Origin of the sequence: Streptomyces sp. MS06, assembly GCF_047200655.1 — a bacterium.
Classification (GTDB): domain Bacteria; phylum Actinomycetota; class Actinomycetes; order Streptomycetales; family Streptomycetaceae; genus Streptomyces.
Window position 1 is genome coordinate 64,237 of sequence record NZ_JBJZOJ010000028.1, and the last position, 15,384, is coordinate 79,620.

The window sequence follows — 15,384 nt, forward strand, 5'->3', positions numbered from 1 at the left end:
ACGCGGTGGAACGCCGCCGTGTTCGGATACCGCACCCCCCGTTTCCTCCAACTGTCCGCGTACCGCTCACTCACGGCCGGGGCACCCGCCGCCGGAGTGGCCCCCCGGGTGCCGTCCCGCGCCGTCGGCGGAGGGAGCCGTCCGGTCGACCGCCGGGGGGGCCGGACATCGCCGTGCGGAGCAGGCGGTACCGGCCCCACCGGGCCTCGGGCGGGCGGCGGCCGCGGGATCAAGTGCGCGGCGGCCGGGGCGAGTCGGCAGAGGAAGGGTACCTGGCGGACGTCGGGGGGAGGTGAGCTATCGTGTACGGAGAGTCAGAAAAAACGGCATGACCCGTTCTTTCCCCGTCCCAGGAGTGTCCCGTCGATGCCGAGGCAGTTACGCGCCGAGCAGACCCGCGCGACGATCATCGCGGCCGCCGCCGACCTGTTCGACCGGTGCGGCTACGAGGCGACGAGCCTCAGCGACATCGTCGAGCACGCGAGGGTCACCAAGGGCGCCCTGTACTTCCACTTCGCCGCCAAGGAGGATCTCGCCCACGCCATCATGGAGTTGCAGTCCCAGGCCTCCCGGCGGCTCACGGGCGAGGTGGACGGCCGCGGCTACACCTCGCTGGAGGGCCTGATCCGCATCACCTTCGCCCTGACCCGGCTGTCCGTCGAGGGCCCCGTCGCCCGGGCCGGCCTCCGGCTGGCCACCGGGCCGATGCCGGTCCGGGCCCCGCTGCGGCACCCCTTCACCGAGTGGCTGGAGATCATCTCGCACCGTCTGCTGGGCGCGGTCCGCGAGTCGGACCTCCACCCGGACACCGACGTCGAAGCCGTGGCCCACTCCCTGGTGTCCTTCTTCGTCGGTACCCGCGTCGTGGGCCGCTCGCTGGAGCCGGTCGCCCGACTGCCGCGCCGGACCGCCGAGATGTGGCACATGATGATCCGCGGCCTGGTCCCGGTACCCCGGCGCCCCCGCTATCTGACCCTGGCCTCACGGCTGGAACGGGAACTGACCGCGACGGTGTGAGTGCGTCCGGGCGGGACCGACCGTCCGGACGGCGGGAGCCGACGTTCCGACAGGAGGCCCTGCCGGGGCGGTTGCCGGTGCCCGTGGCGGCCGGAGCGCCCCGGCCCCGCACCGGGCGCGGGGCGTGCCGCGCGCAGCCGTTCGCGCCCGATTCACGCGATGGTGTGATCATGTCCCGGCCGCCGGATGTCCCCCGAGAGGGCTGGGTAGGGCCCGGCCATGACCCAGCCGTTCGAACTCCCGCACTTCTACATGCCGTACCCCGCGCGGGTGAACCCGCACGTCGACGAGGCCCGCGCCCATTCGGCGCGCTGGGCGCGCGACATGGGCATGTTGGAAGGGTCCGGGATCTGGGACCAGGCCGACCTCGACGCACACGACTACGGCCTGCTCTGCGCCTACACCCACCCCGACTGCGACGGCCCGGCCCTGTCGCTGATCACCGACTGGTACGTGTGGGTGTTCTTCTTCGACGACCACTTCCTCGACATGTTCAAGCGCACCCAGGACCGCGCCGCCGGCCGGGCCCACCTGGACCGGCTGCCGCTCTTCATGCCCCCGGACCCGTCGGCACCGGTGCCGGAGCCGCAGAACCCGGTCGAGGCGGGCCTGGCCGACCTGTGGGCGCGCACCGTGCCGTCGATGTCGCACGAATGGCGACGCCGCTTCGCCCTCGCCACCGAGCACCTGCTCAACGAGTCGATGTGGGAGCTGTCCAACATCAACGAGGGGCGGATCGCCAACCCGGTCGAGTACATCGAGATGCGCCGCAAGGTCGGCGGCGCGCCCTGGTCGGCCGGACTGGTCGAGTACGCGACCGCCGAGGTCCCCGCGGCGGTCGCCGGAACACGGCCGCTGCGCGTCCTGATGGAGACCTTCTCCGACGCCGTGCACCTGCGCAACGACCTGTTCTCCTACCAGCGGGAGGTCGAGGACGAGGGGGAGAACAGCAACGGGGTCCTGGTCCTGGAGACCTTCTTCGGCTGCACCACCCAGCAGGCCGCCGACACCGTCAACGACATCCTGACCTCGCGCCTGCACCAGTTCGAGCACACCGCACTCACCGAAGTACCCGCGCTGGCCGCGGAGAACGGCCTCACCCCCGCCCAGGTCGCCGCCGTCGCCGCGTACACCAAGGGACTGCAGGACTGGCAGTCCGGCGGCCACGAATGGCATCTGCGCTCCAGCCGGTACATGAACCAGGGCGCCCGCTCCACCTCGCCCTGGCAGGCCCCCACCGGTCCCGGCACCTCCGCCGCCGACGTCGGCGCACTGCTCGCCTCGGCCGCCGCGGAACGCCTGCGCGCCTACCGGCACGTCCCCTTCCAGAAGGTCGGCCCGTCCCGCATCCCCGACTTCCACATGCCCTTCCCGCTGCAGCTCAGCCCGCATCTGGAGGGCGCGCGCCGGCGTCTCGTCGACTGGACGCAGCAGATGGGCATCCTGCAGGAGGGCGTATGGGACGAGGACAAGCTGGCCGCGTACGACCTGGCGCTCTGCTCCGCCGGACTCGACCCGGACGCCACCCCCGAAGCCCTCGACCTCAGTGCCGCTTGGCTCGCCTGGGGCACCTACGGGGACGACTACTACCCGCTCGTCTTCGGGCACCGCCGGGACCTCGCGGCCGCCCGGCTGACCACGGCCCGACTGTCGGCCCGCATGCCGGTGGACGGCAAGGAGGCGGCGGCCCCGCCGGCCAACGCCATGGAGCGGGGACTGACCGACCTGTGGACGCGCACCACCGGCCGGATGACCCCCGACCAGCGCCGCACCCTGAAGACCGCGATCGACGCCATGACCGAGAGCTGGGTGTGGGAGCTGTCCAACCAGACGCAGAACCGCATCCCCGACCCGGTCGACTACCTGGAGATGCGCCGTGCCACCTTCGGCTCCGACCTCACGCTGAGCCTGTGCCGCATGGGCCGGGGGCCCGCCGTGCCGCCGGAGGTCTACCGCAGCGGTCCGGTCCGGTCCCTCGAGAACGCGGCCATCGACTACGCCTGCCTGCTCAACGACATCTTCTCGTACCAGAAGGAGATCGAGTACGAGGGCGAGATCCACAACGCGATCCTCGTCGTGCAGAACTTCTTCGGCTGCGACTACCCGACCGCCCTGGGCGTCGTCCACGACCTGACGACCCAGCGCATGCAGCAGTTCGAACACGTCACCGCCCACGAGCTGCCCGTCCTCTACGACGACCTCGCCCTGCCGGCGGAGGCCCGTACGGCGATGGAGGAGTACGTGACCGAGCTGCAGAACTGGATGAGCGGCATCCTGAACTGGCACCGCGAGGTCGACCGCTACAAGGCGGCCTTCCTGGCCCGCCGCTCGCACGGATTCCTCCCGGACCGGTCTCCCGTCCCGGTGCTCCGCTGAACCGCCTGCCCGGGCCGCCGCCGGTGTCCCGTTCACCCGCGGCCGGCGGGTCCGCAGGGCAGCCCTGCGCACCCGCCGGCCGCACGGTCCGCGCGTCCCTCCCCGCTGCCGGACGGCCACCCCCGCGCCGGCCACCCGGCACCGCCGGCGGAGCCCGCGGGAATCCCGCCCACCGGCTCGCGTCGGCCCCGCCGGGCGGGCAGGATGCTGGCAGACCACCAGCGACACGGAGCCCCCGTCGGCCCCGCACCCCCACCCGCTCCGGGAGGACCGCATGACCGGCACCGCCCCCGCGACCTTCACCGCCGACGACTACCGGGCCCGCATGGAGCGCGCCGCGCGTGCCGCCGCCGAGGCAGGACTCGCCGGGCTGCTGGTGGCACCGGGACCGGACCTGGTGTGGCTCACCGGCTACGCGCCCACCGCCGTCACCGAACGCCTCACCCTGCTGGTCCTCACCCCCGGCCGCACCCCCGTACTCGTCGTGCCCGCGCTGGAGGCCCCGGACGCCGCCCGGGCACCCGGTGCGACCGCCCTCACCCCGCACGAATGGACGGACGGCGCCGACCCCTACGCCGTCACCGCCGCCCTGCTCGACGGCACCGGCCGGTTCGGGATCAGCGACGACACCTGGGCCATGCACCTCCTCGGACTCCAGCGAACCCTGCCCGGCACCTCCTACGCCTGCCTCACCGACGCCCTGCCGATGCTGCGCGCCGTCAAGGACACGGCGGAACGCGAACTGCTGGCCGCCGCCGGAGCCGCCGCCGACCAGGCCTTCGAGGAGATCCGGAAGGTCCCGTTCGCCGGCCGCCGGGAGTCCGAGATCGGCGCCGCCCTCGCCGAGCTGCTGCTGCGCTTCGGCCACTCCCGGGTCGACTTCACCATCGTCGGCTCCGGACCGAACGGCGCCGACCCGCACCACGAGGTCGGCGACCGCGTCATCGGGCTCGGCGACATGGTCGTGCTCGACTTCGGCGGCCTCAAGGACGGCTACGGCTCCGACACCACCCGCACCGTCCACGTCGGCGAACCCACCGAGGAGGAGCGCCGCGTCCACGACGTCGTCCGCGAGGCCCAGGAAGCCGGGTTCCGTGCCGTGCACCCCGGCGCCACCTGCCAGGACGTCGACCGCGCCGCCCGCGCCGTCATCGCCGACGCCGGATACGGCGAGTACTTCATCCACCGCACCGGCCACGGCATCGGCGTCACCACGCACGAACCGCCCTACCTCGTCGAGGGCGAGGAGCAGCCCCTGGTGCCCGGCATGTGCTTCTCGATCGAACCCGGCATCTACCTTCCCGGCCGCTTCGGCGTACGCATCGAGGACATCGTCACCGTCACCGGGGACGGCGCGCGCCGACTGAACGACACGACCCGCGAGATGGTGATAGTGGAGTAGCAGGCCGGGAGACGGCGACCGGCACCCCCACCCACCCGACGACGACGGCGCGAGACATGACCCAGGCACCGACACCCACCGCGGACACCGTCCGCAGACTGGTCCGCTCCCTCCTGCGGAACGGCGGGAACGGCGCGAACGGCGGCAGCGGCGCGGACACCGCCGCCGGCCCCGCCGTGCGCCCCGTGCACGAGGGCGGCGACCCGTGCACCTGGTGGGTGGGCACCCGCCACGTCCTGCGCCTCGCCCCGGACCGCGACAGCGCCGCCCGCCGCCGCCGTGAACTGCGGCTGCGCGATCTGGTCCGCCCCCAGGTGCCGGTCGCCGTGCCGACCAGCGTGGCGCACGGCGAGTGGACGCCCGGTCTCACCTGCACCCTGGACACCAGGGTGCCCGGTACGACCGCCGAGGAGCACGACGTCTCCGCGGTCGGCGAGGCCGACCTGGCGGGGCTGCTCAGCGGGCTGCGCACGGTGCCCGCCCGGCAGGCGGAGGCGCTCGGCGTGCCGCGGTCCGCGCCGCGCTCCCTGGAGGCCCTGCGCCGGATGGCCGTGCCCGCCGCCCGGCGCCTCGCCGAGGCCGACGAGTTCGACCCGGCACGGCTCGGCCAGCTCACACCGGCCGCGGCCGGACAGCTCGCCGCCCGGCCCGGGACCGCCGTCCTCGTCCACCACGCCCTCACCGGCGACCACCTGGTGGTCGGCGCCGACGGCCGGGTGCGCGGGGTCCTGGACTGGACCGGTGCCGTCCTCGGCGACCCCGCCGAGGACATCGCCGGTCTCGCGCTCGCCGTCGGCTCCGGCGCCGCCGTGCGCGCCGCCACCCTGGCCGGGTACGGCGCCCGCCCCTGCCTGCGCGGCCTGTGGCTCGCCCGCTGCGACAGCGTGCTCCGGCTCGCGGCCCGCCTCGACGGCCGCGACGACACCCCGCTGCCGCTGCTCCGGACCCGGCTGCGCCGCGCCTGGGAGGCGATCCTCCTGGAACGGGCCACGGAGCTGCGGGAGGGCCCGGCGGGCGACGAGACGCCGTGACCGCGGCCGCCCCGCCGCGCGTCCCGCGCGCGGCGGGGCCGCCCGGGAAGCCGCCCGAGGCCCCGTCGTCAAGCCCCCGTCGTCAGGCCCCCGTCGTCAGTCCTGTTCCAGCACCACGCAGGACTCCCCGGGCACGTGCAGCAGCCCGTCCGGGCCCGGTTCGCCCACCGGCTCCCACGCCGCCAGTACCCGCACCGGCCGGCTGCCCAGCGGGATCGCCGCGGTCTTCGGGCCGAGGTTGACGGCGACGCGCACATCCCCGCGCCGGAACGCCAGCCAGCCGGCGTCCGCGTCGTGCGCGACCCGGAGATCGCCCAGCCCGGGGTTGGTGAGGTCCGGCTGCTCGCGCCGCAGGGCGATCAGTCGGCGGTACCAGTCCAGCAGGCCCGCGTGCGGTTCGCGTTCCGGCTCGGACCAGTCCAGGCAGGACCGGTCCCGGGTCGCCGGGTCCTGCGGGTCGGGCACCTCGTCCTCCGCCCACCCGTGAGCGGCGAACTCCCGTCTTCTGCCCCGCCGCACCGCCTCCGCCAGCCCGGGATCGGTGTGGTCGGTGAAGTACTGCCACGGGGTACCCGCCCCCCACTCCTCGCCCATGAACAGCATCGGGGTGAACGGGGCGGTCAGGACCAGGGCCGCCGCGCAGGCCAGCAGACCGGGGGAGAGCTGCGCCGCCAGCCGGTCCCCCTGGGCCCGGTTGCCGACCTGGTCGTGGGTCTGGCTGTAGCCGAGCAGGCGGTACGCCGGCACCCGGGCGCGGTCCAGCGGCCGCCCGTGGTGCCGCTCGCGGAATCCGGAGTACGTGCCGTCGTGGAAGTAGCCGTGCGTCAGCGATCTGGCGAGCGCGGCGAGCGGCGCCCGCGCGAAGTCGGCGTAGTAGCCCTGGGACTCGCCGGTCAGCGCGGCGTGCACGCAGTGGTGGAAGTCGTCGCTCCACTGGGCGTGCAGGCCGAGGCCGCCCTCCTCCCGCGGAGTGATCAGCCTCGGGTCGTTGAGGTCCGACTCGGCGATCAGGAACAGCGGCCGGCCCGCCTCGTCGGCGAGGGCGTCGACGGCCGCCGACAGCTCCTCCAGGAAGTGGAGGGCGCGCGTGTCGACCAGCGTGTGCACCGCGTCCAGCCGCAGCCCGTCGAGCCGGTAGTCGCGCAGCCAGGCCAGCGCGCTGCCCACGAAGTACGCCCGCACCTCGTCCGAGCCGGGCGCGTCCAGGTTCACCGCGGAACCCCACGGGGTGTGGTGCGTGTCGGTGAAGTACGGGCCGAAGGAGGGCAGATGGTTACCGGAGGGGCCGAGATGGTTGTGCACGACGTCCAGCACGACCCCGAGGCCCCGCGCGTGCGCCCGGTCCACGAACCGCCGCAACGCCTCCGGTCCGCCGTACGGTTCGTGGACCGCCCACGGCGCCACTCCGTCGTACCCCCAGCCGTGCCGCCCGGGGAAGGGGCACAGCGGCATCAACTCGACGTGGGTGACGCCCAGCTCCGCGAGATGGTCCAGCCGCTCGGCCGCCGCGTCCAGGGTGCCCTCGGGCGTGTACGTGCCCACGTGCAGCTCGTACAGCACCGCCCCCGGCAGCGGCCGGCCCGCCCACGGGACCTGCCAGGCGTACCGGGAGTGGTCGACGACCGCGCTCGGCCCGTCCGGCCCGTCCGGCTGACGGCGGGAGCGCGGATCCGGCAGGACGGGGCCCCCGTCCAGCGCGAAACCGTAGCGCGAGCCGTCCCGGGCCTCCGCCTCGCCGGTCCACCACCCCGCTCGCCGCGGATCGCGTTGCAATGCGCTCACGGCGCCGTCGCACTCCAGCGCGACACGTTCGGCCTGCGGTGCCCACACCTCGAACTGCACGGACGGTTCCCCTTCGTCTGCTCACCGTGATGTAGCCCGTCCATGGTGCGTCAAACGAGATCGATCCGGGGACGAATGACCTCATCGGCGCGTGGTGTCGCCCGGGAGGCGCGGCCCGGCCGCCGCCCGTCTCCTGGACACCCGGGGAGCGCTGACCGACAATCACGGGTGTGACGGCGTCCTTCGAGTTCCCCACCCACCCGGCGCGGCCGTCGGACGCGGAGCGCGACCGGGCGCTGAAGGTGCTGCGGGACGGCGTCGCCGCGGGACGGCTGTCGCACGACACGTTCGTCCGCCGGATGGAACTGGCGCTCGCCGCCCGCCGTGCGGACCAACTCGCGGCGCTCACCGCCGACCTGGGGCGGGAAGGACGCTTCACCCGCACGCTGGTCGGCGCGGTCGAGGCCGCGTCCGGTCTCACCGAACGGCTCCGCCGGGCCTGGCGGGTCGAGCGGCTGCCCAAACTGCTGCTGCCGCATCCCGGCACCGGGCAGCAGCCGCTGCGCATCGGCCGCGACCCGGTGAACGGACTGCGGCTGAGTCACGAGAGCGTCTCCCGCGTCCACGCCGAACTGCACCGCCAGGGCGACCGGTGGGTGCTGCGCGACCTCGGCTCCACCAACGGCACCACGGTGAACGGGCGGCGCGTCCTCGGCGCCGCCGCCGTCCGCCCCGGTGACCAGGTCGGTTTCGGCAGCGTGGCCTTCCGGCTCGCCGCCGACTGATCCGGCCCGGCGGGGAGACGGGCCCGGTCGGCGGGGAGCCCCCGGCCGCCCGCGCATCGCCACGGACCGGCGGGGACGGGCGACGCCCCGGTCCCCAGGCGGGAGCACCCCTCGGAAGCCGGCACGCCTCGCGCACCGCTGTCACCGCCCGCCGGCACCGCCCGCTGTCACCGTCCGCCATCACCGCCTGTCGTCACCGCCTGCCGCGGCGCCCTCCGAGCGTCGCCGTCACCGGGCGTGCTCGCGGGCGGACAGGGCTGCCGCGAGGACGGTCCGCGACTGGTGCTCCACCTGGTGCCGCACCGGCACCCAGCGCGCCCGGAAACGCGCCGCGAATGCATCGCTCCAGGCCACCACCAGCCGCTCCAGGGACTCCGCCGCCCGGTCGTCCCGCTCGCGCAGCGCCCTCAGCAGCATCGCCGCCGCCCGCAGCGGCAGCCTGCGGGCGAACGCCTCCACACTGCCCAGGTACGCCATGGTGGTGCCGGCGGGCTGCGTGTGGATCCAGTCCGCGGCCAGCCCCGGCACCAGTTCCAGCGACCACCGGGCGGCGCGCAGCAGCGGACCTTCGTCGCCCTCCAGCCGCGGCCCGGCCTCCGTGAGGACCCGTTCCACCCGGGCCGCGTCCTGGCGAAGTTGCAGTGCGAGCTGCCGCAGCGCCGCTGCCGGGGCGGGATGCGGAGCCGGGTCCCCGACCAGGTCGCTCGCCCACATCGGCACCTCGACGATCGCCGTCATCCCGCCGTACCGGTGCGCGTGGAACCAGGTGCTGCGCCGGGCGTCGTCCGGCATGCTCGGGTAGGCCGCGCCGGCCCCGGGCGCCGGCATCACGTGCACGCCGGGCCCGGCCGCGGGCCAGCCCGCCGCGTCCGAGGCGGCCGTCTCCACGGGGATGTGCAACTGCGCCGCGGACTTCGCGAAGGGTTCCGCGAGGCCCGGGATGTCCCTGGTCAACTGCACCCAGGTGCCGCCCAGGTCGGTGCCGTGCAGGCTCACCTGGAGATAGGGACGCAGTTCGTCGATGACTCCGGTCAGAGCGCGGGTCTCCGGCGGCAGCCGGTCGGGCGGGAGCACCGACGGCGACCACTCCGGCTGCTCCGGACCGGCCGGCCGGTAGAAGCCGAGGTGGTAGTCGAGGAGGCTGCCGGGTGCCGGGGTGTCGTGCAGGCTCGCCCCGTCCGGGTCCGCGCACAGCAGGAAGTGCCAGGAGGCGTCGGCCCGCAGCCGCGGCTCCGCCGCCACGCGCTCGGCCAGGGCGAGCAGGGTGCCGCCGCCCGCCGGCTCGTTGGCGTGCGCGCCCGCGACGACCAGGACGGCCTCCCGGGCCCCGCCCACCGACAGCAGGTGCAGGGGCCTGCCCTGCCGTGACGCCCCCACCTGTCTCAGCGCACACAGTCGGGGCTGCCGGAAGGTCAGCGCCCGGGCGGACGCGACCATTTCTGGCACGTTCGGGTAGCGCAGCTCCGGCAGGAGACTCACCCCCGTCTTCTGATCCGCCCGGCCTCGCAACCGCAGTACCCCACGCGCGCGGTGAGCTGTCAAGGACGCGACCGGGACCGGGCCGGGGCTCCCGGCGGCACGCCGTCCGGCGGCCCGGGCGGCGGCGCGGGTTCGCGGACCGGAACCGGCCCGGAAACCCGCGGAAGCGCCCGGCGGGCGCGCCGTGGGCGCTCCCGCCGGCGGCGGTCCCGGCATCGGCCGGGCCCCCCGGTGCGGCTCCCGCTGCGGCTGCCGTGGGCGCGCGCGGGACGGGGCGCCCGCCCCGTTCGGGACGAGGCGGGAAGCCTGCCCGTTCCGGGTGGGCGCGGCCTCCGGACGGGAGGCCGTCGCAGTCGGGTTCAGCAGCCGGGCGCGGGTGGCCGCGGACCAGTCCGCATCGCCGGGGCCCGTCGGGTGCGGGTGGCCGCGGGTCAGCGCGCACTGCCCGGACCTGCCGGGTGCGGGTGGCCGCGGGTCAGCCCGCACTGCCCCCGCCCGCCGGGTGCGGCGCCTGCTCCAGCAGTGCCACGGGCAGCCGCCCGAACAGGTCCGTCAGGAGCACCGGACCGCTGAACTCCCGTTCCGGAGCCAGTACGTCCGTCCACTCTCCGGGCGGCAGCGGCAGCCGCGTCTGTCGCCAGCCGCCCGCCTCCGCCAGCCGCAGCGACAACCGGGTCACGGCCGTGACCACCGCACCGGAGCGGGCGAACGCCAGGCAGTGGTCCGCCGCGGGCCCCTCGGCGGGCAGCGGCGCGTACGAGGCGTCCGCACCGAAGACGTCCGGGCGGTGCCGCCGCAGCCGCAGCGCGGCCGCCGTCACCGCGCCCTTGTCGCCGGGATCCGCAGGGGGGAACCGCACCGGGCGCCGGTTGTCCGGATCCACCAGCGCCCGGTACTCCGCCTCGGTGCCCTGGTAGACGTCCGGGACCCCCGGCATCGTCAGCTGCAGCAGCGCCGTGCCCAGCACGTTGGCCCGGACGTGCGCCTCCAGCGCGTCGCGGAACGCGGCCACCCGCCCGCCCGGCACCCCGCACGGCCCGGCCGCCACGAACGCGGCCACCGCCTCCTCGTACGGCGGCTCCTGCTCGGTCCAGCTCGTGTACAGGCCCGCCTCGCGCACATGCTTCAGCAGCGCGCCCCGGACGCGCTCCGGGTCCGCGGGCCCCAGCCCGAACACGGTCTGCCACGCCGCCCACGCCAGCTGCGCGTCGGGTGCCGCCGGCCCGCCCCGGCTCACCTCGGCCAGGACCTCCGACCAGGGCCCGGGGCACTCGGTGAGCACGGCCAGCGCCGCACGGACGTCGGCGCTCCGCTTGGTGTCGTGCGTCGTCACCGCCACCGCGGTGGCGGGCCAGTCGCGCTGCACCCGGGCGCAGTAGGCGTGGAAGGCCTCCGGCGGCACCGAAGGGCTTCCCGGCTCGCCGCCGACCTCGGTCGCCGACAGCAGCGGCACGTACCGGTAGAACGCCGTGTCCTCCACCGACTTGGCGCGCAGCGCGGACGCCGTCTGGGCGAACCGGGTACGCAGCTCCACCTGCCCGGGACCGTCGCCGTACCGGCCGAGCAGCAGGGCGCGCACCACGTCGACCGCGCCCGCCTCCTCGGGGACCAGGAAGGCGCGCCGCGCCTCGGCCGCCGCCTCCTCGGTGATCACGTCGGCGGCGTCGGCGGCGGTGTAGGGGCGGTACACCCGCAGCCGCACCAGCAGTTCCTCCAGCGCCGTGCGCAGCGCCCAGGGTGCCCGGTCGCGGAGCGCGGGATCGGGCGAGGCGGCGCACACCCGGTGGGCCGTCCTGGTGAGCCGGTCGACCTCGGCGGCCAGTTCGTGGGTGAGCACCAGGTAGGCGGCGCGGCGCGCGGTGGGCGCCCACTCGCCGCCCCGGTCGGTCTGCGGGGCCGCGAACCGGTGGTAGGCGGCCGCCAGCTCGCCGGCGCCCGCCGGGTCGGTGAACAGGCCGTCCACGTGGCGCAGCGCGTCGTAGCCGGTGGTGCCCGCGACCGGCCAGGACGCCGGCAGCCGCTCCCCGTCCGCGAGGATCTTCTCCACCACCGTCCAGCGGCCGCCGGTGGCTTCGTGCAGCCGCCGCAGGTAGCCGCCGGGGTCCGCGAGTCCGTCGGGGTGGTCGACGCGCAGCCCGTCGAGCACCCCCTCGTGCAGCAGCCGCAGGATCGTGGCGTGCGTGGCCTCGAACACCTCCGGGTCCTCCACCCGCACCCCGATCAGGTCGGAGATGCTGAAGAAGCGCCGGTAGTTCAGCTCGGTGCGGGCGAGCCGCCACCACGCCGGCCGGTACCACTGCGCGTCCAGCAGCTCCGGAAGCTCCAGCTCCTCGGTGCCCTCGCGCAGCGGGAAGGCGTGGTCGTAGTAGCGCAGTACCGTCCCCTCCACCCGCAGGCGGTCGATCTCCTCGCCCAGGGGGTGGCCCAGCACGGGCAGCAGCAGCCGGCCGTCCTGCGCCTCCCAGTCGATGTCGAACCACCGCGCGTACGGCGACTGCGGCCCCTCCCGCAGCACCTCCCACAGGGCCCGGTTGTGGCGCGGGGCCATCGCCATGTGGTTCGGGACGATGTCGGCGATCAGGCCCAGGCCGTGCTCCCGCGCGGTGGCGGCCAGCGCACGCAGGCCGTCCTCCCCGCCGAGTTCGCCGCGCACCCGGGTGTGGTCGACGACGTCGTAGCCGTGCACCGAACCGGGGACCGCCTCCAGGACGGGGGAGAGGTGCAGGTGCGAGACGCCGAGCGCGGCCAGGTACGGAACGGCTTGGGCCGCGGCGGCGAACGGGAAGGCGGGCTGCAGTTGCAGCCGGTAGGTGGCCGTCGGCACGCCGGGGACGGTTCGCTCAGGTGACATGAAAAGGTACGTACCCGCCCGGACGGGTTCCGTGTCATCCGCTCCCCCGGGTGGGCCGCGGCGGTGTCCGGGAGACGGCCGCGGCCGCGCTGCCGCCGCCGGCCCGGTCACGCGGGGTTCCACTAGGCCGGCCGCCTCAGTACGGTCATGCTGCGGTCGACCAGCGTCAGCCGGTCGCCGGCCTGCACCTTCGCGCCCGCACCGGACGTCACGCCCTCCGGCAGGGCGGTGTCCACCACCACCTGCCACTGCCTCCCGTGGTTCACCGGCACGACGAAGTCCAGCGGCTTGGGGGAGGCGTTGAACATCAGCAGGAAGGAGTCGTCGGCGATGCGCTCCCCGCGGGCGCCCGGCTCCGAGATCGCGTTGCCGTTGAGGAACACCGTCAGTGCCGAGGCCTGAGCCGAGTTCCAGTCCCGGTGGGTCATCTCCTTGCCCTGCGGAGTGAACCAGGCGATGTCCGACAGGTCGTCGTGGGTGCCCTCCACCGGCCGCCCGTGGAAGAAGCGGCGCCGGCGGAAGACGGGATGGTCCCTGCGCAGCCACACCATCGTGCGGACGAACTCCAGCAGGCCCGGCTCGTCCTCCTCGGGGTCGGGCCAGTCCACCCAGGCCAGCTCGTTGTCCTGGCAGTAGGCGTTGTTGTTGCCGCGCTGGGTGCGGGCGAACTCGTCGCCGTGGCTGATCATCGGCACGCCCTGGGACAGCATCAGCGTGGCGACGAAGTTGCGCATCTGGCGGGCGCGCAGCTCCAGCACGGCGGGATCGTCGCTGTCTCCCTCCGCGCCGCAGTTCCAGGACCGGTTGTGGCTCTCGCCGTCCCGGTTGTCCTCACCGTTGGCCTCGTTGTGCTTGTGGTGGTAGGAGACCAGGTCGTGCAGGGTGAAACCGTCGTGGCAGGTGACGAAGTTGATCGAGGCAAGCGGTCGCCGCCCGTCGTCCTGGTAGAGGTCCGAGGAGCCCGTGAGCCGGGAGGCGAACTCCGCGAGCGTGCGCGGCTCGCCCCGCCACAGGTCCCTCACGGTGTCGCGGTACTTGCCGTTCCACTCGGTCCACAGCGGCGGGAAGTTGCCGACCTGGTAGCCGCCCTCGCCGACGTCCCAGGGCTCGGCGATCAGCTTCACCTGGGAGACCACCGGGTCCTGCTGGACCAGGTCGAAGAAGGACGAGAGCCGGTCCACCTCGTGGAACTGCCGGGCCAGTGTCGCGGCGAGGTCGAACCGGAACCCGTCGACGTGCATCTCGGTGACCCAGTACCGCAGCGAGTCCATGATCAGCTGGAGGACGTGCGGGGAGCGCATGAGCAGCGAGTTCCCGGTCCCCGTGGTGTCCGTGTAGTACCGCGGGTCGTCCGCGAGGCGGTAGTACGAGGGGTTGTCGAGCCCACGGAAGGAGAGGGTGGGGCCGAGGTGGTTGCCCTCGGCGGTGTGGTTGTAGACCACGTCGAGGATGACCTCGATGCCCGCCTCGTGCAGGGCCCGCACCGCGGACTTGAACTCCAGCACCTGCTGGCCGCGGTCGCCCCAGGAGGCGTAGGCGTTGTGCGGGGCGAAGAAGCCGATGGTGTTGTAGCCCCAGTAGTTGTTCAGGCCCATGTCGACCAGGCGGTGGTCGTTGACGAACTGGTGCACCGGCATCAGCTCCAGGGCCGTGACGCCCAGAGCGGTCAGGTGTTCGATGATCGCCGGGTGTGCGAGTGCCGCGTAGGTGCCGCGCAGCTCCTCGGGGAGCCCGGGGTGGGTCATGGTGAGGCCCTTCACATGGGCCTCGTAGATCACCGTGCGGTGGTACTCGGTGCGGGGCCGCCGGTCGTCCCCCCAGTCGAAGTACGGGTTCACCACGACCGACGACATGGTGTGCGGCGCCGAGTCCAGGTCGTTGCGCTGCTCGGGAGCGCCGAAGTGGTAGCCGTAGACCTCCTCACCCCAGTGGACCGAGCCGCTGATCGCGCGGGCGTACGGATCGAGCAGCAGCTTCGCCGAGTTGCAGCGCAACCCGCGCTCGGGGGCGAACGGACCGTGCGCGCGGTAGCCGTAGCGCTGTCCGGGCATGACGCCCGGCACGTACGCGTGCCGCACGAACGCGTCGCTCTCGCGCAGCTCGATCGCCGTCTCCGAGCCGTCGTCGTGCAGCAGACACAGCTCTACTCGGTCCGCGGCCTCCGTGAAGACCGCGAAGTTCGTGCCGGCGCCGTCGTACGTGGCGCCCAGTGGATATGCCTCGCCGGGCCAGACCTGCATGGATACGACTCTTTCAGGTGTGGGGCGCGACCGGGAGCGCCTTCGCCCCGAGTCTCCCCCAAAGTGGGGGAACCATCCGCGACCCACGCCCCTCTTACGGGGCGACCGGTGCATACACCGTATGCCGAAACAGCGGGGCGAACACGCTCCTCCGACCGGGGGAGCAGGGGAAAGGCGTGTGCACGACAGTGCGCCGCCCTCCGGCCACCGTGGCCCGCACGTCGTCGCGGTGGCCCCACCCCCCGCCCGGGCCGGCGCGGCCCGGCCCCCGCCGGCCGGGTGAACGGCCGGTCCCCGGGCCGGTCCCCGCGATGCCGGTTCGGCGCGCGGCCCGGGGTCCGCGGCGCGCCGTCGCCGCGCACGGCACGGGGCCGGCGCCGCCCGCCCCGCGGCGGCGGTGAATCCGCTCACTCCCGGTCGT

The 15,384-nt window shown here is 74.5% G+C and carries 9 protein-coding genes; 5 read left to right on the forward strand and 4 right to left on the reverse strand.

Features of this window, described 5'->3' with window-relative positions; genetic code table 11:
• Positions 1–366 precede the first annotated feature (366 nt).
• From ACL02U_RS17290 to ACL02U_RS17305, 4 genes are all read left to right on the forward strand, one after another.
• On the forward strand, positions 367–1,017 hold the full coding sequence (locus tag ACL02U_RS17290; RefSeq protein WP_412791736.1) for a ScbR family autoregulator-binding transcription factor: 651 nt from the start codon (positions 367–369) through the stop codon (positions 1,015–1,017).
• Positions 1,018–1,236: 219 nt separating this feature from the next.
• A complete protein-coding gene (gene cyc2, locus ACL02U_RS17295) occupies positions 1,237–3,393 on the forward strand; it encodes a germacradienol/geosmin synthase Cyc2 (protein WP_412791737.1) in 2,157 nt (718 codons plus the stop codon).
• Positions 3,394–3,667: 274 nt separating this feature from the next.
• Positions 3,668–4,795 carry a M24 family metallopeptidase gene (locus ACL02U_RS17300; RefSeq protein ID WP_412791738.1) on the forward strand — a complete coding sequence of 376 codons (1,128 nt, stop codon included), beginning with the start codon at positions 3,668–3,670 and terminating at the stop codon, positions 4,793–4,795.
• Between the two features lie 56 nt (positions 4,796–4,851).
• Positions 4,852–5,826, forward strand: coding sequence for an aminoglycoside phosphotransferase family protein (locus ACL02U_RS17305; protein WP_412791739.1), 975 nt, complete (start codon positions 4,852–4,854; stop codon positions 5,824–5,826).
• Positions 5,827–5,922: 96 nt separating this feature from the next.
• On the opposite strand, the gene treZ is transcribed toward ACL02U_RS17305, so the two are convergent.
• Positions 5,923–7,668: a malto-oligosyltrehalose trehalohydrolase gene (gene treZ, locus ACL02U_RS17310; protein WP_412791740.1), complete on the reverse strand. Its 1,746-nt coding sequence runs from the start codon at positions 7,666–7,668 to the stop codon at positions 5,923–5,925.
• A 170-nt stretch (positions 7,669–7,838) separates the two neighbouring features.
• Between treZ and ACL02U_RS17315 the strand changes: the two genes are divergently transcribed.
• Entirely contained in the window at positions 7,839–8,393 is a 555-nt protein-coding gene (locus ACL02U_RS17315; RefSeq protein ID WP_412791741.1) for an FHA domain-containing protein, read from the forward strand.
• Between the two features lie 228 nt (positions 8,394–8,621).
• Here the strand turns inward: ACL02U_RS17315 and ACL02U_RS17320 are convergent, their stop codons facing one another.
• The 3 genes from ACL02U_RS17320 to glgX form a co-directional block, all read right to left on the reverse strand.
• The gene (locus tag ACL02U_RS17320; protein ID WP_412791742.1) at positions 8,622–9,872 is read right to left on the reverse strand and encodes a M14 family zinc carboxypeptidase; all 1,251 of its coding nucleotides are present in this window, start codon (positions 9,870–9,872) and stop codon (positions 8,622–8,624) included.
• Between the two features lie 475 nt (positions 9,873–10,347).
• Positions 10,348–12,723, reverse strand: a complete 2,376-nt coding sequence (treY, locus tag ACL02U_RS17325) for a malto-oligosyltrehalose synthase (RefSeq protein WP_412791743.1) — start codon at positions 12,721–12,723, stop codon at positions 10,348–10,350.
• A gap of 122 nt (positions 12,724–12,845) precedes the next feature.
• On the reverse strand, positions 12,846–14,963 hold the full coding sequence (gene glgX, locus ACL02U_RS17330) for a glycogen debranching protein GlgX (RefSeq protein ID WP_412791744.1): 2,118 nt from the start codon (positions 14,961–14,963) through the stop codon (positions 12,846–12,848).
• Positions 14,964–15,384: the final 421 nt, after the last annotated feature.